The 21,105-nt window shown below is 65.3% G+C and carries 17 protein-coding genes; 11 read left to right on the plus strand and 6 right to left on the minus strand.

The window, feature by feature from the left end; all coding sequences use genetic code 11:
- The 4 genes from V6M48_RS12520 to V6M48_RS12535 all read left to right on the plus strand — a co-directional run.
- Positions 1–128: integrase core domain-containing protein (locus V6M48_RS12520; protein WP_332812884.1), on the plus strand; the 128-nt coding region annotated here is incomplete at its 5' end.
- A gap of 143 nt (positions 129–271) precedes the next feature.
- The gene (locus V6M48_RS12525; protein ID WP_332812863.1) at positions 272–1,711 is read left to right on the plus strand and encodes an aldehyde dehydrogenase family protein; all 1,440 of its coding nucleotides are present in this window, start codon (positions 272–274) and stop codon (positions 1,709–1,711) included.
- Positions 1,712–1,790: 79 nt separating this feature from the next.
- Positions 1,791–3,449: a flavin-containing monooxygenase gene (locus tag V6M48_RS12530; RefSeq protein WP_332812864.1), complete on the plus strand. Its 1,659-nt coding sequence runs from the start codon at positions 1,791–1,793 to the stop codon at positions 3,447–3,449.
- A 76-nt stretch (positions 3,450–3,525) separates the two neighbouring features.
- The gene (locus V6M48_RS12535; protein WP_332812865.1) at positions 3,526–4,434 is read left to right on the plus strand and encodes an alpha/beta hydrolase; all 909 of its coding nucleotides are present in this window, start codon (positions 3,526–3,528) and stop codon (positions 4,432–4,434) included.
- 21 nt (positions 4,435–4,455) lie between these two features.
- Here the strand turns inward: V6M48_RS12535 and V6M48_RS12540 are convergent, their stop codons facing one another.
- The gene (locus tag V6M48_RS12540; RefSeq protein ID WP_332812866.1) at positions 4,456–5,358 is read right to left on the minus strand and encodes a LysR family transcriptional regulator; all 903 of its coding nucleotides are present in this window, start codon (positions 5,356–5,358) and stop codon (positions 4,456–4,458) included.
- A gap of 96 nt (positions 5,359–5,454) precedes the next feature.
- Between V6M48_RS12540 and V6M48_RS12545 the strand changes: the two genes are divergently transcribed.
- From V6M48_RS12545 to V6M48_RS12570, 6 genes are all read left to right on the plus strand, one after another.
- On the plus strand, positions 5,455–6,690 hold the full coding sequence (locus V6M48_RS12545; RefSeq protein WP_332812867.1) for a CaiB/BaiF CoA transferase family protein: 1,236 nt from the start codon (positions 5,455–5,457) through the stop codon (positions 6,688–6,690).
- 14 nt (positions 6,691–6,704) lie between these two features.
- A complete protein-coding gene (locus tag V6M48_RS12550) occupies positions 6,705–7,517 on the plus strand; it encodes an enoyl-CoA hydratase-related protein (RefSeq protein WP_332812868.1) in 813 nt (270 codons plus the stop codon).
- Between the two features lie 184 nt (positions 7,518–7,701).
- The gene (locus V6M48_RS12555; RefSeq protein WP_332812869.1) at positions 7,702–10,269 is read left to right on the plus strand and encodes a TonB-dependent receptor; all 2,568 of its coding nucleotides are present in this window, start codon (positions 7,702–7,704) and stop codon (positions 10,267–10,269) included.
- 71 nt (positions 10,270–10,340) lie between these two features.
- Complete coding sequence (locus V6M48_RS12560) at positions 10,341–11,492, plus strand: acyl-CoA dehydrogenase family protein (protein ID WP_332812870.1); 1,152 nt, start codon at positions 10,341–10,343, stop codon at positions 11,490–11,492.
- Between the two features lie 10 nt (positions 11,493–11,502).
- Entirely contained in the window at positions 11,503–12,519 is a 1,017-nt protein-coding gene (locus V6M48_RS12565) for an acyl-CoA dehydrogenase (protein ID WP_332812871.1), read from the plus strand.
- A gap of 96 nt (positions 12,520–12,615) precedes the next feature.
- The gene (locus tag V6M48_RS12570) at positions 12,616–13,407 is read left to right on the plus strand and encodes an enoyl-CoA hydratase-related protein (RefSeq protein ID WP_332812872.1); all 792 of its coding nucleotides are present in this window, start codon (positions 12,616–12,618) and stop codon (positions 13,405–13,407) included.
- 118 nt (positions 13,408–13,525) lie between these two features.
- Here V6M48_RS12570 and V6M48_RS12575 read toward each other — a convergent pair whose 3' ends face one another.
- The 5 genes from V6M48_RS12575 to V6M48_RS12595 all read right to left on the minus strand — a co-directional run bounded on the left by V6M48_RS12575 (position 13,526) and on the right by V6M48_RS12595 (position 19,328).
- Positions 13,526–15,136 (minus strand): AMP-binding protein, encoded by a 1,611-nt coding sequence (locus V6M48_RS12575; protein WP_332812873.1) that lies wholly within the window; start codon positions 15,134–15,136, stop codon positions 13,526–13,528.
- Complete coding sequence (locus V6M48_RS12580; protein ID WP_332812874.1) at positions 15,133–15,528, minus strand: VOC family protein; 396 nt, start codon at positions 15,526–15,528, stop codon at positions 15,133–15,135. The genes V6M48_RS12575 and V6M48_RS12580 overlap by 4 nt, the downstream gene beginning before the upstream one ends.
- A 48-nt stretch (positions 15,529–15,576) precedes the next feature.
- Positions 15,577–17,253 (minus strand): flavin-containing monooxygenase, encoded by a 1,677-nt coding sequence (locus V6M48_RS12585; RefSeq protein ID WP_332812875.1) that lies wholly within the window; start codon positions 17,251–17,253, stop codon positions 15,577–15,579.
- Between the two features lie 71 nt (positions 17,254–17,324).
- A complete protein-coding gene (locus V6M48_RS12590) occupies positions 17,325–18,485 on the minus strand; it encodes an acyl-CoA dehydrogenase family protein (RefSeq protein ID WP_332812876.1) in 1,161 nt (386 codons plus the stop codon).
- Between the two features lie 198 nt (positions 18,486–18,683).
- Positions 18,684–19,328, minus strand: coding sequence for a TetR/AcrR family transcriptional regulator (locus tag V6M48_RS12595; protein WP_332812877.1), 645 nt, complete (start codon positions 19,326–19,328; stop codon positions 18,684–18,686).
- A 322-nt stretch (positions 19,329–19,650) separates the two neighbouring features.
- Here V6M48_RS12595 and V6M48_RS12600 point away from each other — a divergent pair, with 322 nt between their 5' ends.
- Entirely contained in the window at positions 19,651–20,952 is a 1,302-nt protein-coding gene (locus V6M48_RS12600; protein ID WP_332812878.1) for a hypothetical protein, read from the plus strand.
- Positions 20,953–21,105 lie beyond the last annotated feature (153 nt).

Genomic DNA, 21,105 nt, shown 5'->3' on the forward strand with positions numbered 1-21,105 from the left:
GCAAAGCTGCGCTCGATCCGTGGCTCCACAATTACAATTGGCACCGCCCACACGGCAGCCTAAAATCCAAAACACCCATCAGCCGCCTCGGCCTCGATGCGAACAACCTATTGAGGCTCCACAACTAGCCCGCCATTTCAGGAGCGAAAGCGCCGGCAATTGATACGAAAACCAAATCAAGAAGCGCGAAACTAGTATTGGATTGAATATTCCCTAACGTCCTACATCATCCCGACGTTCGACAAGAAACGACTCATTAGGGCGCGGGTGGATGAAATTCGGTTGCAATCTGATCGGCGGTCTGTGGCGTGACAGCCAGCAGATGGAGCCGATCCGCAACCCGTCCGATCTTGCTGAAGTGCCAGGACAATTCGCCTGGGCGACGACCGAGGACGCGGCCGACGCGCTCGCCGCCGCGCGCGCCGCCCAGCCGGGCTGGGCGCACACCACGATCCAGGAGCGTGCCGACCTGCTGTTCCGTATCGCCGACCGGCTCGATGCGCGGCGCGGCGAGCTGGCGTTGATCCTGGCGTCGGAGGAAGGCAAGGTCCTGGCCGACGCGACCGGCGAGGTTCTGCGCAGCGCGCAGATCTTCCGCTATTTCGCCGGCGAAGCGTTGCGCATCAACGGCGCCTTCCTGCCCGGCTTGCGCGAAGGCCATATGGTCTCGGTCGAGCGCGAGCCGGTCGGGGTCGTGCTGCTGATCACGCCGTGGAATTTCCCGCTGGTTGTCCCGGCGTGGAAAACGGCGGCGGCGCTCGCCTACGGCAACAGCCTCATCCTCAAGCCTTCGGAATTCGCGCCGGGGATCGCATTGGCGCTGGTCGAGATCATGGCCGAGGCGGGCGCTCCCGAGGGCGTCGTCAACCTGCTGATGGGCGACGGCCGGCTGTTCGGCGAGATGCTGATTGAGGGCGTGGACGCGGTGAGCTTCACCGGATCGACCGGAGTGGGGCGCACGATCCTTGCGCAGGCCGCCCGCTCGATGACCAAGGTCCAGCTCGAGCTCGGCGGCAAGAACGCGCTGGTCGTGCTCGACGATGCCGACCTCGATCTGGCGGTCGAAGTGGCGCTGCAGGGCAGCTTCTTCCAGACCGGCCAGCGCTGCACCGCCTCGAGCCGCCTGATCGTGACCACGGGCATCCACGACGCTTTCGCCGACTCTCTGGCCCGGCGGACCTCGGAGCTCCGCGTCGGCCATGCGCTGGCGAGCGACAGCCAGATCGGGCCGGTCGCCAATGATCGGCAGCTCGAGCGCAACCTCGCGTTCGTCGAAAGCGCCACCGCCGACGGCGCGGAGATGATCGCCGGCGGAGAGCCGATCGCGGTGAAGAGCGAGGGGCTCTACATGCGCCCGACATTGTTCGCCGGAACGAGGCCGGAGATGAAGCTCAACCGCGAGGAAGTGTTCGGGCCGGTGGCGGGGCTGATCGAAGTCGCCGATCTCGACGAAGCGATCGCCGTCGCCAACGACACCGAATATGCGCTTTCGTCCGGGATCTGCACGCGCAGCCTGCACGCCGCCGAGCAGTTCCGGCGCAGCGTCCGCGCCGGCATGGTGATGATCAACGCGCCGACCGCAGGGGTCGACTATCACGTTCCTTTCGGCGGCAAGGCGCCGTCGGGATATGGCGGGCGCGAGAATGGCGCGGCCGCGATCGAATTCTACACCGAGACCAAGACCACCTACCACAGCCACGGCGGCGGCTGAGTGGCGCAATAACGCAATCGACGTGCTCAGACCAAGAAACGGGCGCGGTTCAAAGACGACAAAATCTACGGAGATGAAGATGTCTGTGATGGAGAAGATCAGGAAGCAGCGGCGGACCGAGGCGGAGAGCGACTATGATGTCGCAGTGGTCGGCGCCGGCTATGCGGGGCTCTACGTGCTCTACCACATGAGGAAGCTCGGCTATCGCACCCGCGCGTTCGACAAGGCGGGCGGCGTCGGCGGCACCTGGTACTGGAATCGCTACCCCGGCGCGCGGGTTGACATCGAGAGCATGGAATATTCCTATTCCTTTTCCGAAGAGCTGCAGCGCGAGTGGAAATGGTCCGAACGCTATGCCTCGCAGCCCGAGCTGCTGCGCTATCTCAACCATGTCGCCGACCGCTTCGATTTGAAGAAGGACATCCAGTTCGACACCGGCATCGCCACCGCCGAATATGATGAGGCCGCCAAGCACTGGAAGGTCGGCACCGACACCGGCGAAAGCTTCACGGCGCAGTTCATCATCATGGCGACAGGAATCCTCTCGGCAACCAAGGATCCCGAATTCCCGGGCCGCGAGGAGTATAAGGGCGAAGTCTATCTCACCTCGAAATGGCCCCACGAGGAGGTCAGCTTCGAAGGCAAGAGGGTCGGGATCATCGGCACCGGCTCTTCGGCGATCCAGGCGATCCCGGTGATCGCCGAAAAAGCCGGCCATCTCACCGTTTTCCAGCGCAGCCCGAATTTCGCGGTTCCGTCGTGCAACAAGCCGATGGACGAGGAATTCGAGACTTGGGTGAAGGAGAATTACACCGAAATCCGCGAGCGCGAATTGCGCACCCATGTCGGCTGCGCGATCGTCGGCAAGAGCCTGCGCGCGATGCCGACCAAATCCGCGCTCGAGGTTTCGCCCGAGGAGCGCGAACGCGCCTACCAGCGCTGCTGGGACGCGGCGAACTTCTCCTTCTACACGGTGTTCACCGACGTGCTGACGAGCAAGGAGGCCAACGACACGGTCGCCGATTTCGTGCGCTCGAGAATTCGCCAGCGCGTGCGCGATCCGCAGGTCGCCGAGCTGCTGATGCCGAAGAACCACCCGATCATGACCAAGCGGCTGTGCGCCGAGACCGGCTATTACGAGACGTACAATCGCGACAATGTGAAGCTGGTCGACATCAGCGAGAGCGGGATCGAGCGCTTCACGGCCAATGGCCTGAAGGCGGGCGGGCAGGATTATGAATTCGACATGATCATCTGCGCGACCGGCTTCGATGCGATGACCGGATCGATGACGCGGGTCGATTTCCGCGGCCGCGGCGATCGCTCGCTGCGCGACGAATGGGCGGAGAATGGGCCGCGGACCTATGCCGGGTTGATGAGCGAAGGCTTCCCCAATCTGTTCATGGTCAACGGCCCGACCAGCCCCGGCGCCTTCTTCCAGCCGGTGCTGCTCGGCGAATGGCAGGCGCGCTGGATCGGCCGGCTGATCGATGCGATGACCGAGCAGGGATATGAAGAGGTCGAGCCGACCGACGAGGCCCAGGCCGCGTGGATCGAGCATAGCGCCCAGGTCGCGGACCAGACGCTCTTCCCGCTCGCGCGTTCCTGGTACATGGGCGACAATATCCCCGGAAAGCCGCGCGTGATCCTCTCCTATCTTGGCGGCTTCACGCCCTATCGGGCACGCCTCGAAGCCTCCGAGGACAATCATTACGAAGGGTTCCGGCTGACTTCCTGATCCTGCGCAAGGCGCCTCGCCCGGGGGGCAAGGCGGGGGCCGGGCATCGGCGATCCAAGACAAGAGAGGAATGATGATGGCGAGTCAGCAATCGCAGGCGTTGACCGATATGTACCGCGACTGGACCGGACGGATGGGCACCGGCACGATGGAATTGCCCGAGATCCGCGACATGTTCGAAGGCTGGGGCGATCTCGCCAGCGAGCCGGAGGACATGGAATATGCCGAGATCAATCTCGGCGGCGTGCGCTGCCTGCGCGCGATGGAAAAGGGGCTGGAGGACAAGATGCGAGTCCTGCTCTGCTTCCATGGCGGCGGCTTCGTCTGCGGCTCGGTCGACTCGCACCGCAAGATGTTCGCGCACATCGCCAAGAAAATGGGCTGCAAGGCCGCGATCGTCGATTACGACCGCACCCCCGACAATCGCCATCCCGGCATCCTCAACCAGTGCGTCGCCGCTTACGCCGACCTGCTCGCCAAGGGCTACAAGCCCGAGCATATCGCGTTCGTCGGGGATTCGGCCGGCGGCAACCTCTCGATCTCGGTGCTCGTGCTCGCCAAGCTGCTTGGCTACCCAATGCCGGCGGCGACGATCCCGCTGTCGCCGTGGCTCGACATGGAGCCGACCGCCGAGACGATGCAAACCAAGGCCGATGTCGACGCGTTCGTGGCGCCGGACGCGGTGCGGTTCATGGCGAGCATGTATCTGGACGCCGGCCAGGATGCGGCGGGGCCGCTGGCAAGCCCGCTCTACGCCGATCTCTCAGGGCTGCCTCCAATGCTGATCCAGGTCGGCGGCCATGAAGCGTTGCTCGGCGACAGCGAACGGCTTGAGGCGAACGCGCGCAAGGCCGGAGTCGACGTCACCTTGCAGGTGTTCCCCGAGATGCAGCACGTCTTCCAGCTGATGGCGGGCAAGGCGCCCGAGGCCGACGAGGCGATCGACAAGATCGTGGCCTGGACAAAGCCCGCGCTGGGTCTCTGAGCAATAAGCCGAAGGGGCCTCTTACGCTCCTAATTCACCGCCGAGCTGGACCGCGAGGTCGCGGAAATTGGCGGCGATGCGGTTGGTCTGCTCGGGCGGAAGTGCAATCGCGAGGCCCAGGCCTTCCGCATGGGGTGAGCCGGTGATCGTCAGGAAGCGGATATTGTCAGACGAGTAGCGGCTGACGGTGCTCGCGACGAGCCCGACACCGATGCCGCTTTCGACCAGGGAGAGGATGGTCTGCGCCTGGATCGCCTCCTGCACGACGTTGGGCTGAAAGCCCGCCTCGTGACACATCAGCATGATCATGCCGCTGAGGTTCGGCACGTTGGCGCGCGAATAAGAGATCAGCGGCTCGTCCTTGAGCTCGCGGATGTCGATGCTGGTGCGGTCCCCGAGCGGGCCCGCTGCTGGAACCGCCACCACGAAGTGGTCGCGCTCGACGACTTCGAGCCGGGCGGCGGTCCGGTCGAGGACCGGGACGCGGACGATAGCGAGGTCGAGCTGCCGGCGATCGATCTTCTCGAGCAGATCCGTCGTCCACGATTCCTCGAGCATCAGCTCGACCTTGGGGTAGAGCAAGCGGAACTCCTTGAGCAGCCGCGGAAGCAGCGAATAAGTGGCGGTGCCGACGAAGCCGAGGCGAACCGCGCCCGACGTCCCGGCAACGCTCTCGCGGATCGAAAGGCGCATCTGCTCGGCGTGGAACAGCACTCTTCGCGCATCGACCAAAGCGGCCGCGCCAGCCTCAGTGATCTCGACCCGACGCTGGGTCCGGTCGAACAGCCGCACGCCGAGCTCGGCCTCCAATTTGGCGAGCGAGATCGACAAGGGCGGCTGCGCCATGTTCAGCCGTTCGGCGGCGCGGTGAAAATTCAGCGTCTCGGCGAGCGCCACGAACTGGCGGATCTGCTCGAGTTTCACGATATTCCTCCGGTATTACATTGCCCAAAACTAATATTGGACGACGTTTGCCACCGTGCCTAGTCCCAAAGCTCAGGGATGAGGATCGACTGAAAAATGCTGCCTCTCGAGGGGATTAAAGTACTGGATCTCGGATCCGTGCTGATGGCGCCTTACGCTGCCCAATGGCTCGCCGATCTGGGTGCAGACGTGGTCAAGGTGGAAACGCCGACCGGCGATTCGACCCGCCGCACCGGCCCGACGTCCGAACCCGGCATGGCCGCGATCTTCCTTGGCACCAACCGCAACAAGCGCAGCATCGTGCTCGACCTGCGCGATCCGGCCGGGCTTGCGGCGCTGCTGCGGCTGGTCGACGGCGCCGACGTGTTCCTGCACAATATCCGGCCGCAGAAGCTCGCGAAGCTCGGCATCGCGCCCGAGGTGCTGATGGCGCGCAATCCGCGGCTGATCTATGCCGGGCTGCACGGTTTCGGGCAGGACGGGCCTTACGGCGGCCAGCCGGCCTATGACGACATCATCCAGGGGATGTGCGGCAACGCCGATCTGATGGAGCGCCAGATCGGGCAGCCGAAATATTTCTCGACGGTGAGCGCCGACAAGACGAGCGGGCTGGTCGCGGCGATCGGAATCCTCGCCGCGCTTGCCGGCCGCGAGCGCAGCGGGGTCGGCGGTTTTGTCGAGATCCCGATGTTCGAGACGATGGTGGCGTTCAACCTCGTCGAGCATCTCTACGGCGCCCATTTCGATCCGCCGCTCGGACCGACCGGCTATCCGCGGGCGCTGGCCGTGGCGCGCGGTCCATTCCGCACCGCCGATGGCTATATCAGCATGATGCCGTACACCGATCGTCACTGGATCGATTTCTTCCGCGAAGTCGGCGCCGAAGACATGCTCGTCGATCCATTGTTCATCGACATCGCGGCCCGCACCAGCAACATCGATCTGCTCTACGAGCGCCTCGCCGCGATCCTGCTGACACGGTCCAGCGGCGAGTGGCTCGAGCTCTGCAAGCGGCTCGAAGTCCCGGCCGCGCCGGTGCTCAAGATCGACGATCTGGTGCACGACGAGCATCTCGAGGAAACCGGCTTTTTCGAGCATCTCTCCGACCCGCGGCTCGGCGCGTTGCTGTTTCCCGGGGTGCCATTGAAGTTCGACGGCGTTCGCCCCGGCGTTCGTGTGCCGCCGCGTCTCGGCGAGCATACACGGGAAGTGCTGGAAGAAGCCGGTTTCGCCGCCGACGAGATTGCGGCACTGCTTGCCAGCGGCCCGGATCAACAGCCTTCGGCCGCCGAAACCCGCAAGCCGGTAGCCGTCGCGCAGCCGACGCTCTGAAGAAGGAAAAGCCGATGTCCCCAGCCACGCCAAGCGTGCTCCGGCTCGAGAAATCGGGCGGGGTAGCGACGCTTACCTTCGATCGCCCCGAGCAGCGCAATGCGATGGGTTTCGGATCGGATCCGGCCGACTTCCTCGCGCGTGCGGCCGAGCTCAATGCCGACGAGACGATCAGCTGCGTGATCATCACCGGAGCGGGCAAATCATTTTCCGCGGGCGGCGACATCAAGCAGCTGCGCGAATGGGCGCACGAGGCGAAAATGCATCCCAAGGAACTGCTCGCGCTCTACGAGGACGGTATCCACCACCTCGTGCAGGCGCTGTGGAGCCTCGAGATGCCGGTCGTCGCCGCGATCAACGGCGCCGCGATCGGGCTCGGCAACGACCTCGCCTGCCTCGCCGATATCAGGATCGCAGCGGCTTCGGCGAAGTTCGGCGCGACTTTCCTCAAGATCGGCCTGGTCCCCGGCGACGGCGGCGCCTGGCTGCTGCCGCGGGTCATCGGCTGGGATCGCGCGGCCGAGCTCTATTTCACCGGCAAGATTATCGATGCCCAGACGGCGCTGGATTATCGGCTGGTCACCCACGTCGTCGACGACGCCGACCTGATGGCGAGTGCCCAGGCGCTCGCCGAGACGATCTGCCAGCAACCGCCCCAGGTCCTGCGCCTAACCAAGAAGCTGATGCGGGCCGGCATCCAGCAAAGCTTTGGCGATGTGATGTCGCTGTCGGCGGCCTATCAGGTCATGGCGCATCTCACCGACGATCATCGCGAGGCGCTCGACGCGATGCACGACAAACGGCCGCCGCTGTTCACCGGGCGCTGAGCCGCATCCCGGGTATCGATCCTTCGATACTAAAAATACATCAACAACGAAAAGAACAATATTAGACGCGGTGAGGCGTCGCTCATAGAAATCAAATCGAAGACCCGCCGCGGCGCGATCGATCGCGCCGCAGGAAGGCGGGCAATTGAGGGGAGTTGCGATGCGAAGGGTCTCTAGATTTTCGTTGTTGGCCTCGGCCGCGCTTGTTCCAGGCGCCGCGCTGGCGCAGGACGCCTCGTCGACGATGGCCGACCAGCCGCCGGCTCCAGCCGCAGTCGAGGCAACCACGGCGCCGCCAGCGGCCGTCGCCGGCGCTGACGGCCCCAGCGACATCATCGTCACGGCGCGCCGGCAGAACGAGAATCTGCAGGACGTGCCCGCGGCCGTCTCGGTGCTCACCGCCGAAACGCTCGAGCAGACCGGCGCCCGCATGGCGACCGACTTCGTCAACCTCACCTCGGGTGTGACGATCCAGTCCGCTGCCACCGAGCCTGGCGACGTTTCGATCAACATCCGCGGCCTCAACGGCGCGCGCGATGCCGAAAACAACGTCGCGCTAGTAATCGACGGCGTGCTTCGCACCAACAATGTCGCCACCACCCAGCCGCAGGGCGCGATCTCGCAGGTCGAGATCATCAAGGGGCCGCAGGGGGCGCTTTACGGCCGCAACGCCTCGGCGGGCGCGATCGTGATCACCACCGTCAAGCCTTCAGACATCCTGCGCGGCGAGCTGCGCGGCACGGTCGGCGACGACAACACCTATCTTGCCTCGGCGATGGTGAGCGGACCGATCACCGATCAGATCGGCTTCACGATCCAGGCCGAGCATTCGCGCTCGGACGGCCACTTCCGCAACACCTTCCTGGTCTCCGACCTCGCCCAGTCGGTCTATCCGGGCTACAGCACCGACAGGAGCTCGATCGACAATTACGAGAAGACCTATGTGTTCGGGCGCCTGCTGATCACACCGAGCGACGCGACCGAGATCGATATCAAGGCGAACTACGGTTACCAGGAGGCGGGCGCGATCAACTATAACGCGGTGTTCCACCTGCCCTTGCTCGCGACCGTCTTCAACGACGAGATTTTCAACCTGCCGGTCAGCGACCACAAATTCATCTTCACCAACAACACCAAGTCCGAGAGCTGGCAGAAATCGTTTGGCGGGTCGCTACGGCTTCGCCAGGAGCTCGATTTTGCGAGCATGATCAGCTACATCTCGTACAGCAACATCAAGAGCGATTTCATCGGCGGCGGGACCAGCGGCGCGTTCGGCTTCTTCGCCAACGAGCCGAATTGCATCCGCACCCGCGCCGCCACCGAAGGCGCAGTCAACCAGGAGCCGTTCGAGACCTATTATGCGGCGTTCGGCTACGCCCAGCCTTATTCGCCAAGCACCTGCGACGGCATCCAGTATAATGATCGCAAGCAAGAGGACGTGGTCACCGAGCTGCGCTTCGTCAGCAATTCGGACGGTCCGCTGAAGTGGCAGGTCGGCGGGAGCTACATCTTCATCGACCGCAAGGTGTGCATCAACCTGACCCTGGACACCGGCCAGAGCGCCTCGCGCCAATGCTACACCACCGATCCGCGCTATCCGACGGAGAGCCTGGTCGACGACAATTTCAAGACCGACGTCTACGCAGCATTCGTCTCGACCGAATATGAGGCTACCGACCTGCTGACGCTCGGCGTTGCGCTGCGCTATGACATCGAGGCGCGCAAATCGAGCAACAACGTGCCGATCAATGCCCGGACGCGGTGGGTGGGCAATGCCCGCACCGGCTTCCCGACCGGGACCGCGACGACGCCCGCCAATTATTATCTCAATCCGGGCCTCGATCCGGCCTATAATCCGAGCGGCGTGCTCGCGCCCAAGTCGCGCACCTTCAAGCAGCTCCAGCCCAAGATCAGCGTCTCCTACGAGCCGAGCCGGGACATGACCTTGTTCGCGAGCTGGGGTCTCGGCTTCAAGGCCGGCGGCTTCAACAACGCGGGTACCGAAGCGATCGTCAACGGCTATTTCAATGCTCCGGTTTCGCAGGGCGGCATCGCCGCCGGCCTCACCGTCGGCGACGATTTCGACAAGGAAGTCGACAGCGCATTCGAAGCGGGCATCAAGGGCCGCGCCGGCGGCCTCAACTACGAGCTGATCGGCTTCTACACCAATGTGAAGGACATGCAGTTCTTCGAATTCTTCGTCGGCGAGTTCGGCCTGCTGCGCAGCGTCTCGAACATCGACAAGGTGCGCATCTTCGGCGGCGAAGCGTCGCTGACCTACACCTTCGCCCCCGGCTATTCGGTGTTCGCTTCGGGCAATTACACCGACAGCAAGATCACCAAGAACCGCTCGCGTCCGTACACGGTGGGCAACAAATCGCCGAACACGCCCGACTATACGATCAACGGCGGCGCGCAGATCGTCCAGCCGGTGACGTCGAGCCTCAACTTCACAGCGCGCACCGACGTGCGGGTGACCGGCCCGACGCCGTTCCACACCGTCCAGGACAATGACGTGCCGACGATCTTCGGCATCCCGGGCAATTACAAGAATTCGACCCGCGACACCTTCGTCACCGTCAACCTCAGGGTCGGCGTCGAAACCGACCGCTGGTCGCTGACCGCGTTCGCGACCAATCTGTTCAACCAGGACGTGCTGAACGACGACGTGGTCGCTCCCGAATTCGGCGGTGACTTCGTTGCTCCTGGGGCGGCGCGGCGGATCGGGGTCGACGCAACCTTCAAGTTCTGATCGCGACACTCGCTATTTCCCGGCGGCGGCGCATAACAGGCGCCGCCGCAATGACCTGAACAGGCCCATCGATGTTGAGCCCGCTGAACCTTGCCCGCATTCCGGACGCCGACGAAGCGCTCCGTTTTCAGGTCAAGGCTTTCCTCGCCGAACGGCTTCCGGACATTTCCACCGACCTCAGGGCGCGCTCGTGGATGGGCCATGATGCGGGCTTCAGCCGCGCGCTCGCCGAGCGCGGCTGGATCGGCATGACCCTGCCGCGCGACTATGGCGGACAGGGGCTGAGCTATTTCTCGCGCTTCGTCGTCGTCGAGGAATTGCTCGCGGCGAGCGCTCCGGTCGCGGCGCATTGGGTGGCCGAGCGGCAGAGCGGGCCGCTGATCCTCCATTTCGGCACCGAGGCGCAGCGCCAATTTTATCTGCCGCGCATCTGCCGCGGCGAAGCCTTCTTCTGCATCGGCATGAGCGAGCCGGGCTCCGGCTCCGATCTCGCCAGCGTCAAATCGCGCGCCGTCCGCACCGACACCGGCTGGACTCTGAACGGTACCAAGCTTTGGACCACCTACGCCGGCGCGGCGCATTACATGATCGCGCTGGTGCGGACGTCCGGAACGCCCGAGGATCGCAATCGTGGGCTATCGCAGCTGATCGTCGACCTCTCGCTGCCGGGGATCACGATCAGCCCGATCCGCGACCTCGCGGGCGACGCCCATTTTTGCGAAGTGCATTTCGACAATGTCGAGCTGCCGCACGATGCGCTTATCGGCGGCGAAGGCGATGGCTGGAAACAGGTGATGGCCGAGCTCGCGCTCGAGCGCAGCGGGCCCGAGCGGCTTTATTCGAGCATCCTGTTGTTCGATCAGTGGCTCGATCATTTGCGCCGCGGCGACGCCGTGGACGAGCAGGCGATCACCCTGGCGGGCTCGCTGGTCAGCCGACTCGCGAGCCTGCGCTCGATGTCGGTCGCAATCACCGCCAAGCTCGTCGGAGGCGAGCGGCCCGAAGTCGAGGCGGCGCTGCTCAAGGATCTCGGCACCGGCCTCGAGCAGGCGATGCCGCAGCTGATCGCCGACGCGCTGGCTGCGGATCCCGATCTCGTGCCGGACGAGACGCTGCTGCGCACGCTCGCTTATACGAGCGAGATGAGCCCGGCCTTTTCGCTGCGCGGCGGCACCCGCGAGATCTTGCGCGGCATGATCGCCCGCGGCCTCGGCCTCAGATAGGAGTCCGGTCATGGATGCGATGATCGAGGACATGTTCGCGCGGCTGATGGCGGAGCATTGCACGCCCGCGATCGTCCGCAAGGTCGAAGACGGCAAAGGCCGGGAGGCAGCGGCTGCGCTCGATGCCTTGTGGAGCGAGATCGTGCAAACCGGCTTGCACGACGCGCTCGTGCCGGAGGATCTTGGCGGCATCGGGCTGACCCTGGCCGATCTCGTGCCGGTGTTCCGCCTGGTCGGCGCGCACGCCTCGCCGCTCGCGCTTGCCGAGACGATGGTCGCCCGTGCCATATTGGCGGGGGCAGGGGTCGACGCTCCCGACGGCACGATCGTGCTGGCGAGCGCCCCGGAAGGCAGCGACGATCGAGTCGAGACGCCGGTGGTGCCGCTCGCCCGCACCGCATCGCATATATTGGTCGATTGCGGCGCGCGCATGGGCCTGTTCGCGATCGGGCCCGAAAAGGTGACCGCGTCGGGCGGCCGTTACAGCCTCTCGGCGCGGCTGAGCTTCGATCGCGGCGCCGCGAGCGCGTGGCTAGACCCACCAGCGACGCTGCGGCCCATCGCCGCGTTGCTTCACGCCGCCAAGATGAGCGGCGCGATGCGCAAGCTGCTCGAGATGAGCGTCGATTATGCCAATCTGCGCGAGCAGTTCGGCCGTCCGATCGGCCGCTTCCAGGCGATCCAGCATCAATTGAGCGTGATGGCCGAGGAGGTGGCGGCAGCGACGATGGCCGTCGAGGTGGCGTGCGACGGCGCCCGCGACGGGCTGTGGCCGGACGTGCTCAAGGCGGCGATGGCCAAGGAGCGCACGTCGGCGGTTGCGCCATCGGTGAGCGCGGCCGCGCATGCGGTGCACGGCGCGATCGGGATCAGCGCCGAGCACGACCTCCATCTGCTCACCCGCAGGCTGCACGAGTGGCGGGTCGCGGAGGGCGCGGAAAGCTATTGGGCGCGCGAGATCGGCATTGCGCTTCTTTCGAGCGAGGAGCGGGCAGTCGATTTCATCCGGCTTGCGCTTGCAAGCTAAGGGGCGCCCGCTCCCCGGCGCGTGGTGCAGCCGAAGCTCACGAACGAGTTTTGGCTCACGAACATTTTGTAGGTCCCCGGAGCAAAGGTCCTGACCATGGCTGACTATCAGTATCTGAAGACCGAGGCGCACCCGAACGGCGTGCTCGACGTGCGGCTTGCCCGGCCGCCTGCCAATGCGGTCGATCGCGACATGTATATCGAGATCGCGACGTTGTTCCGGGATCCCGATGCCGTTCTCCCCAATCTGCAGGCGATCGTGCTCTCAGGGGAGGGCAAGCATTTCTGCGCCGGCAACGACCTCGACGAATTCGCGACCATGACTCCCGACAACGGCGACGAGCGGATGCGGCGGGTGCGCGAAGCCTTTTTTGCGATCCAGGATTGCCCGGTGCCGGTGGTCGGCGCGGTGCACGGCGCGGCGCTTGGCACCGGGCTTGCGATCGCCGCTTCGTGCGACGTGCTGGTGGCGCTGCCCGACGCGCGGCTCGGCCTGCCCGAGCTCACCGTCGGGGTGATGGGGGGTGCGCGTCACCTCGCGCGGCTCGCCCCGCAGGCGGTGGTGCGGCGGATGTACTTCACCGGCGAACCGATGACCGCGCAAGTGCTTGCCGAGGTCACCGGCGCCATCGTCCTCGCCGAGCCGGGCAAGCTGCTCGAGACCGCGCATGGCATCGCGGCGCGGATCGCGTCGTTCAGCCCTACCGCCATTCGGATCAGCAAGCGGATCCTCAACCAAGTCGAGGAGATGGACCTGCAGAACGGCTATACCGCTGAGCAGGCCTGCACGGTGCGGATGAGCGGGCATCCCGATTCGAAGGAAGCGCTCAACGCATTCAAGGAGCGGCGTGCGCCCAGCTATCTGCCGCTCAGCAAGGAGTTCAAATAGGCAAGGCCTCGGCGCAGGATGAGGCTCAATACCGGTTTGATTAACCGGAATTGAGCCTATTTCTCTTTGTTTTCCGTGATTTCCGAGTCGTCAGGTGACTCCACCTGACTTGAAATCACTAGTGCGAGGCAAGCTCCGCGGCGATCTGCTCGCGCAGGACGTGCTTGAGCACCTTGCCCGCCGCGTTGCGCGGGAAGCTTTCGACCAGGACGAGGTGCTCGGGGAACTTCTGGCGGGCGAGCTTGTGCTGCTCGAGGAACGCGACCAGCTCGGGCAAGGTGAGCGTCTCGCCGCCTTTCGGAATCACGAATGCCGCTGCGGTCTCGCCGAGCCTGGGATGCGGCGCAGCGACGACCGCCGCCTCGGCGATGCGCGGGTGGAGGTGCAGCGCATCCTCGATCTCGCGCGGGCTGAGGTTCTCGCCGCCGCGGATGATGAGGTCCTTCTTGCGGCCGGAGATTGTCAGGTAGCCGTCCCGATCTACCGAGCCGAGATCGCCGGTGCGGAAGAAACCGTCGGGATCGAACGCGGCCGCGGTCTCGTCCGGATCGGTGTAGCCGAGCATGACCTCGGGCCCACGCGTCACGATTTCGCCTTCGCATCCGGCCGGCAGCACGGCGCCCGTGGCGGCATCGACGATGCGAACCTCGTGGTTGACGATCAGCCCATCGGTGGTCGCGCCACGCTCGGCGGGGCCGCCGATCGGAACGCCGAGCGAGACGGTCGGCGCCTCGCTGCTGCCGTAGATGCGGAAGGCGGTGCAGCCGGGCAGCGCCGCCTGGGCGCGGGCGATCAGCTCCGGAGCGACCGGAGCGCCGCCGCACGGGAACAAGCGAAACGTGGGGAGCGAGGTGCCCAGCCGTTGCGCGGCTTCGGACAACTCGACCAGGAACGGGGTCGCGCCGATCGCAATGGTGGCGCCGTGCCGCTCGATCAACCCGACCGCTTCATCGGCCTGCCAGCGTTCCATCAGAACCACCGGCGCGCCGATCGCGAACGGCAGCTCGAGCGCATAGAGATAGCCGGTGATGTGGGTGACCGGCGAAGGCATCAGGATGCGGTCGTCGGCGGAGAGCGCCCAGAAGGCGATCACCGCCTCGATCTCGGCACGCAACGTCTGGTGGCTGTGCAGCACGCCCTTGGGCTTGCCGGTCGTGCCGGACGTGTAGAGCAGCAATTTGACCGCTTCCGGATCGGCCGGGGGCGGATCCTGATCGACGGGCGCCTCCGCCAGCCATTCGTCCAGGCTCGCGAAGCCCGGGCGCTGCGCACGCACCAGGACGATCTCGCGCAGCGCCGGCAACGATCCCCGAAGCCGCTCTGCCATCGCGACATAATCGGTGCCGCGGAACTCAGGCGTGATGAACAGAAGTTTCGCCTCGGCGTCGGCGAGGATGAAGCCGACCTCCGCATCGCGATAGATCGGCACGATCGGGTTGCAGACGAAGCCCCCGATCGTCGCGGCCAGGTTGATCACCAAAGTCTCGTGCCAATTGGGCAGTTGGAAGCTGAGCACGTCGCCGCGCCGGTAGCCGCGCCGCTCAAGCGCGGCGGCGAGGCGGCGGGCGCGGTCGAGCACCGCCGCGAAGCTCAGTGCGACATCGCCGTCGAGCGCAACGATTGCCTCGGGGCTTTCGGCCGCGCGCTGGCGAGCGAGCATCGCGACCGTGACTCCGGTCCATCCCTGCGCAGCGGTGTAGCGGCCCGGAGCGCGCGGCGGGAGCCTCATAGGCGCTGGAGAATCTCGACGATATTGCCGTCGGGATCGCGCAGCATCAGCACCATCAGGCCGGGCAGCAGCTCCTGCAGCGGAAGTTCGACCGGCAGCCCGGCCGCGGTGCAGGCGGCATCGACCTCGGTGAGGTTGGAAACCTCGAAAGTGATGTAGCGAAAGCCGAGCGCGCCTTCGATCCCGACGGCGCCGGCGGCGATCGATTTCTTCGCTTCGACGAGCTTGATGGCGCTCTGGCCGAACATCAGCCGGTGCATCTTCCCGAACGGCAGCGCGACCTCGGCGACTTTCTCGAGCCCGAGCACGTCGCGGTAAAAATGCAGGCTCGCGTCGATGTCGCCAACCAGCACGCCCAGGCTGAGCGCCGGAACAGTTGCATTCATCACCATGTCATTCCTCCATTCGAGCAATCGAAGATGCGCCGCGCTGCGGGTTCGTCATGCCACACGCTGCTTCGCGGCTTGGGCTTGGTCGCATTGCAGCGCGCCATCGAGGATGAACCCCGCAAAGCCGTGCGGCAGGATCTCGCTGCAGCGCGCGCGATAATTGAGCATTCCGCCGAAATCGACCAGGCCTGTGGGCGTCTTGCCGGGGATGTTGCCGCCGACATACCAGCTCGCCGTGTCGAGGAACAATGTCGCGTTGACTGCGGCGGTGCAATGATCGACCCACGCCTGCTCGACTTCCGGCGAAGGTTCGATCCGCGCGATGCCTTTGCCGTCGAGATGCGCGATCCAGTCGCCGAGCCAGTCGACCTGCTCTTCGGAGAGCAGGATCGGCTGGAACAGAGGGCAGGGGCTTCCCGGCCCATCGAGCACGAACAGATTGGGGAAGCCGGCGATCATCAGCCCGAAGGCGGTCCGCGCCCCACCGCGCCAGTGATCGTTGAGCGAAAGCCCGTCGGCGCCTTTGATGTCGATGCGGGTGAGCGCACCGGTCAGTGCGTCGAAGCCGGTCGCGAAGACGATCGAGTCGACGTCATATTCCTCGCCCTTCACCGCCACGCCGCGCCCGGTCAGCGAAATTTCGCCGCCGCGGATGTCGACCAAAGCGACATTGTCGCGATTATAGGCTTCGAAATAGCCGGTGTCCGCGCACAGCCTCTTGGTCAGCACCGGATAGCCGGTGGGCACGAGCAGATCGGCAACTTCCGGATCCTCGATTCGCTCGCGGATCCGCGCGCGCAGATAGTCGGCGAGCGTGTCGTTTGCCTGGCGGTTGGAGAAGACATCGGGATAGACGTTGTAGAAAGCCAGCCCGCCCGATTGCCAGCGATTGTCGTAGAGCGCCTTTCGCTCTTCCGCGGTGGCGTCCATCGCCATCGTCATCACCTGAGGCTCGGCGTGGAAGTTGCACGAGACCGCGCCGAGGAATGAATCCTCGCGCTCGCGCCGCCGCCATTCGGCATAATCGGATTTGACCCGCGCCTCATAGTCGGGCGGCATCGGACAGTTGCGCAGCGGCACCGAGAAAGGCGGGGTGCGCTGGAAGATGGTGAGCTGCTCGGCCTGCTGCGCGATGATCGGGATGCTCTGCACCGCCGACGAGCCGGTGCCGATCACCGCGACCCGTTGCCGGGAAAAATCGACACCTTCGTGGGGCCAGTAAGCGGTGTGATAGGTCTTGCCGGTGAAGCTCTCCAGCCCGGGGAATTCGGGCTGGTTGGGCGCCGACAGGAAGCCGGTCGCCATCACGCAATAGCGGGCGGAGAAGGCTTCACCGGCTTCGCTGGTCAGACGCCAGAGATTGTCGCCGGCATCGAACTCGGCGGCGGCGATGCGCGTGTCGAACGCGATCGAGCGTCGCAGATCGAAGCGGTCGGTGACGTGGTTGAGGTAGAGCAGCAGCTCGGCCTGCGAGGCGTAGCGCTCCGACCATTTCCATTCCTGCTGCAATTCCTCCGAGAAGGAATAGGAATATTCCATGCTGTCGATGTCGACGCGCGCGCCCGGATAGCGATTCCAATACCAAGTGCCGCCGACGCCGCTCGCCGCCTCGACGATGATCGCATCGAGCCCCTGGCCGCGCAGCCGGTGCAGCGCATAGAGGCCGGCGAAGCCCGCGCCGACGATGATCACGTCGTGCGCCCCGACCTTTGCTTGCTGCGCGTCCATCGAAAATCCTCTCGCTTGCTGACCTGAAGGCGTCGGATCTTGCTCGATCCCGTCCCGCCCGACGGCGATGTTCAATTCTGTCGCATCGTCGCCTTGAAGATGTTGTTGCGCTGGATCGCCGAGGAGCCGCCGATGATCGGCATCAGCAAGGCGTCGCGCACATAGCGTTCGGCGTCGAAATCCTTGACGTAGCCGTAGGCGCCGAGGATCGTCTGGCATTCGAGCGCAATCGTCTTGGCGGCCTCGGTCGCGAGCAATTTGGCCATCGAGGTTTCGACCGTGCAGCGCTGGCGGGTGTCGGCGAGCCAGGCGGCGTGGTAGAGCACCAGCCGGGCGGCATGGAGTTGGGTCTTCATGTCGGCGAGCTTGTGCTGGATCGATTGGTATTCGGCGATCGGCTTGCCGAACTGGCGGCGTTCGAAGGCATAGGCCCAGGCGTCGTCGAACGCGGCGCGCGCGATGCCGATCGCGATCGCCGCGACCTCGAGCTTCTCGACGTCGAGGCCTGGCCCGACCAGCATCGGCCAGCCGAGGTTCCAGCCGGCATCGCCGCCCATGATGTTGGCGGCGGGCACTTCGACATTGTCGAACATGACGTCCGTGGTCGGCGCGCCCTTCATGCCCAGAGATTCGATCGGCGTGATCACCACCCCGGGCGTTTCCGGTGGGATCAGCACGAAGCTGAGGTTGCGGTGGCGGTCCTTCTCGGGGCCGGTGCGCACCAAGGTGTAGATATAGTCGCACATGCCCGCGCCCGAGCAGAAGCGCTTCGAACCGTTGATGCGGACGACGTCGCCGTCACGCTCGGCGCGGGTCTTGACGCTGGCGAGATCCGCGCCCGCATCGGGCTCGGTCAGTCCGTAAGCGAAGATCAGCGAGCCGTCGACGACCCGCGGCAGCAGCTCTTTTTTCTGCGCCTCGGTGCCGCAATCGTCGAGGTTCATGCCGGCGTAGCAGGCCGCCATGATATAAGGCACCGAGACTGCGAGGCTGCGGCGCGAAAGCTCCTCGGCGACCACCATCGTCGCAAGGATGTCGCGGCCGGCGCCGCCATATTCTTCCGGAACGGTGAGGCCCATCACCCCGAGCTCGGCGAGCTTGGCGAACACGTCGCGCGGGAAATGGTTCTTCTTGTCCCACTCAGCGGCGAGGCTGCGCGGCATTTCCTTTTCGACGAAGCGCTCGAGCGTGTCGCGCAGCTGCCGGATCGTGTCGGATTCAGCGAAGTCCATGCGGCGCGCCCCAACGACCACTATGCGGCGAGGCCCAAACGGCCGCCGCGACATTTGCTGTGCTTCCCGAAACAGGGGCCATCCCGATCCTCTCATTGCCCGCGGCTGCCGCGGTGCTTGCTCGGATAGGAATTCCCGCCCGATCTGGACCAAGCTTAGACGTGAACTACGCCGAGTCAATACTCACTGAATGACGACTCATCGAAATCCGCCACGCAGCAGCTTGAGGTAGGTCTGCACCACTTTCTCGGGCAGGTCGGCGCCTGGCGGAGCATCGCGCAGGTAGCGGATGTGGAGATAATGGCGTGCCGCCATCAGCACATAGGCGACCGTCTCGATCTCCTCGCTGTCATAGTCGTTGATCTCGCCGCGCTCGATGCCGCGCGACAGCGCCCGGCGATAGCCCTCGGCGAGCAGGCGGAAATGCTCGGCATAGGCGCGCGGCGCGGCGACCTCGGCTTCGATCAAAACCCGGAAGAACCAGCGATTGTCCTTGAGGAACAGGAAGAAAGCGCGAAACCCGCGCTCCTCCATGTCGAAGATGTCGCGCGCGCCCGCGATCCGCCGGGCGACGAAGGCGAGCATGTCGCTGCCGAAATGGGGGAGCAATTGATCGAACAGCGACTGGCGCGATTCGAAATAGAGATAGAAGGTGCCCTCGGCGATCCCGGCGGCCTGGGTGATGCGCTTGATCGAGGCGCGCTCGTAGCCAAGCTCCCCGACCACCTGCGCGGCGGCGTTGAAGATCGTCTCGCGCGCCGCCGGGAGGAGGTCCTGGCGCGACTGGCGCTTGCGCGGGGCGGGCGCTCCACGGGCGGGTGGGGTGGACTTTGCTTTGATCAAGGGAGGAGGCTCGGGACGCTGACATCCCCGCAGGTGGGGATCCGGGAGGGGAGGGACGGCTTTGGCATATCGAACAGGGCACCCCCGCGGGTGAGAACTATAAACCCGGTTCGGCGGCGGAAACAATCGTGCTGCGCGGATGGTGAGGATGATCCTGGCGCAAGCCGCGGGATCATCGAGCCAAAGCTCTTCGTCGTGCCATTCGTCACTTTCGTCGTGCCTTCCTGCTCCGTCGCTGTAAACTCGGTGTCGGGCGCGGGGGCGCTGACGGCGGGCGCCGTTCGGGCGATGGCGCACCGGTAAGTTCAGAGGGGACACTGACATGGTCGACGGCACGACATCCACCATTGCTTCCGCATCGAGCGCGGCGCGCATCCGCGTGCGGCGCCCCGGCACCGCCGCATTGTCGATTGGCACTGCCGCGCTCGCGCTGGCCGGGGCGGGCGCCGCGATCGCGCAGGCCGGCGCAACCGGCGGGACCGCAGTCTATTGGATGACCGCGGACACGACATCGGGGATGGGTTCGATGATGGCCGGCGGCGGCGGCGGCAGCGCGGCGATGATGCAGGCGATGATGGGCGGGGGCGAGCAGGCCGACTATGCGCATCTGCTTTCGCTTCAGCTCGGATCGCCGCGCAAGGCGGCGGGCGAGCCTTCGGCCGAGCATCTGGTGCCGGCGGGCCTGCGCGCGGGCCCGAGCCTGCCGCTGGTGACGCCGCAGCGCATGCCCGCGGCCGAGACCGATCCGTGGCACGGCACGATGGAGAAGCCCAAGGGACGGCTGCTGATCTATTGGGGCTGCGGCGATCGTGCGCGGCCGGGACAGCCGGTGGTGATCGATTTCGCGAGCATGATGGCGGGCAAGATGCCGCCCGCCTTCACCAACGTGCGCCCGTTGATGGGACCTGTCGCCGGCCGTCATGCGACCTATGGTGAGTGGCCCAACCAGCGTTCGGCGAAGCCGGTGCCGGCTGCGGGCTCGTTGGTGGGCGACCATGTCGTGCGCGGCAATTACACGCCGGAGATCAAGTTCAGCCTTGCGCAGGGACAGGATTTCCTCGCGCCGGTGGTCGTGTCGGGCAACGAGGCGGGGCCGGCCGGATCGGTACCGCTCGCGTGGCGGCCGGTCGGCGGCGCCAAGGCCTGGTTCGTCGCGACGATGGGCGCGGCGCAGAACGGCGACATGGTGATGTGGAGCTCGAGCGAGACGCAGACGATGCCGATGATGATGGCGCATCTGGCGCAGGACGAGATCGCGCGGCTCGTGGCGAGCAAGGTGCTGCTGCCTGCCAGCGCGACGCGCTGCACGGTCCCCGCCGAGGTCGCCAAGGCGTCGCAATCGGGGATGCTGACGACGACGGCGTTCGGCGGCGAGGCCAATTTCAGCCACCCAGCACGACCGGCGAAGGCGCCGGCCAGCTGGCGCCCGGACTGGACGGTCAAATTGCTGACCAAGTCGAGCTACACCGGCCTGCTCGGTATGGACATGGCCCAGATGATGGGCGGGCAGAGCGGCGCCGACGGTGAGGACGAGCAGCAGGCGGAGGCACCGGAGAAGGCGAAGAAGAAAAAGCGCAATCCGTTCGGCGGGATCGAGTCGATCGGCAGCGTCTTCGGGCAGTGATCGGCCTTGTTTCCGTACGGCGAGGCGCCTTGTGTTGGACAACGCCTTTGCCGAGCTCTTTGACACGGTGCAGAATTTGTGGACACCACAATGCGTCAAGCGAGCCGGAGACTCGCACACAAGACGCCGAGTCCGGCGGCCGCTTGCGCATCG

The sequence above is a fragment of the Sphingomonas sp. genome (assembly GCF_036677245.1).
In the GTDB taxonomy this organism is placed as follows: Bacteria; Pseudomonadota; Alphaproteobacteria; order Sphingomonadales; family Sphingomonadaceae; genus Allosphingosinicella.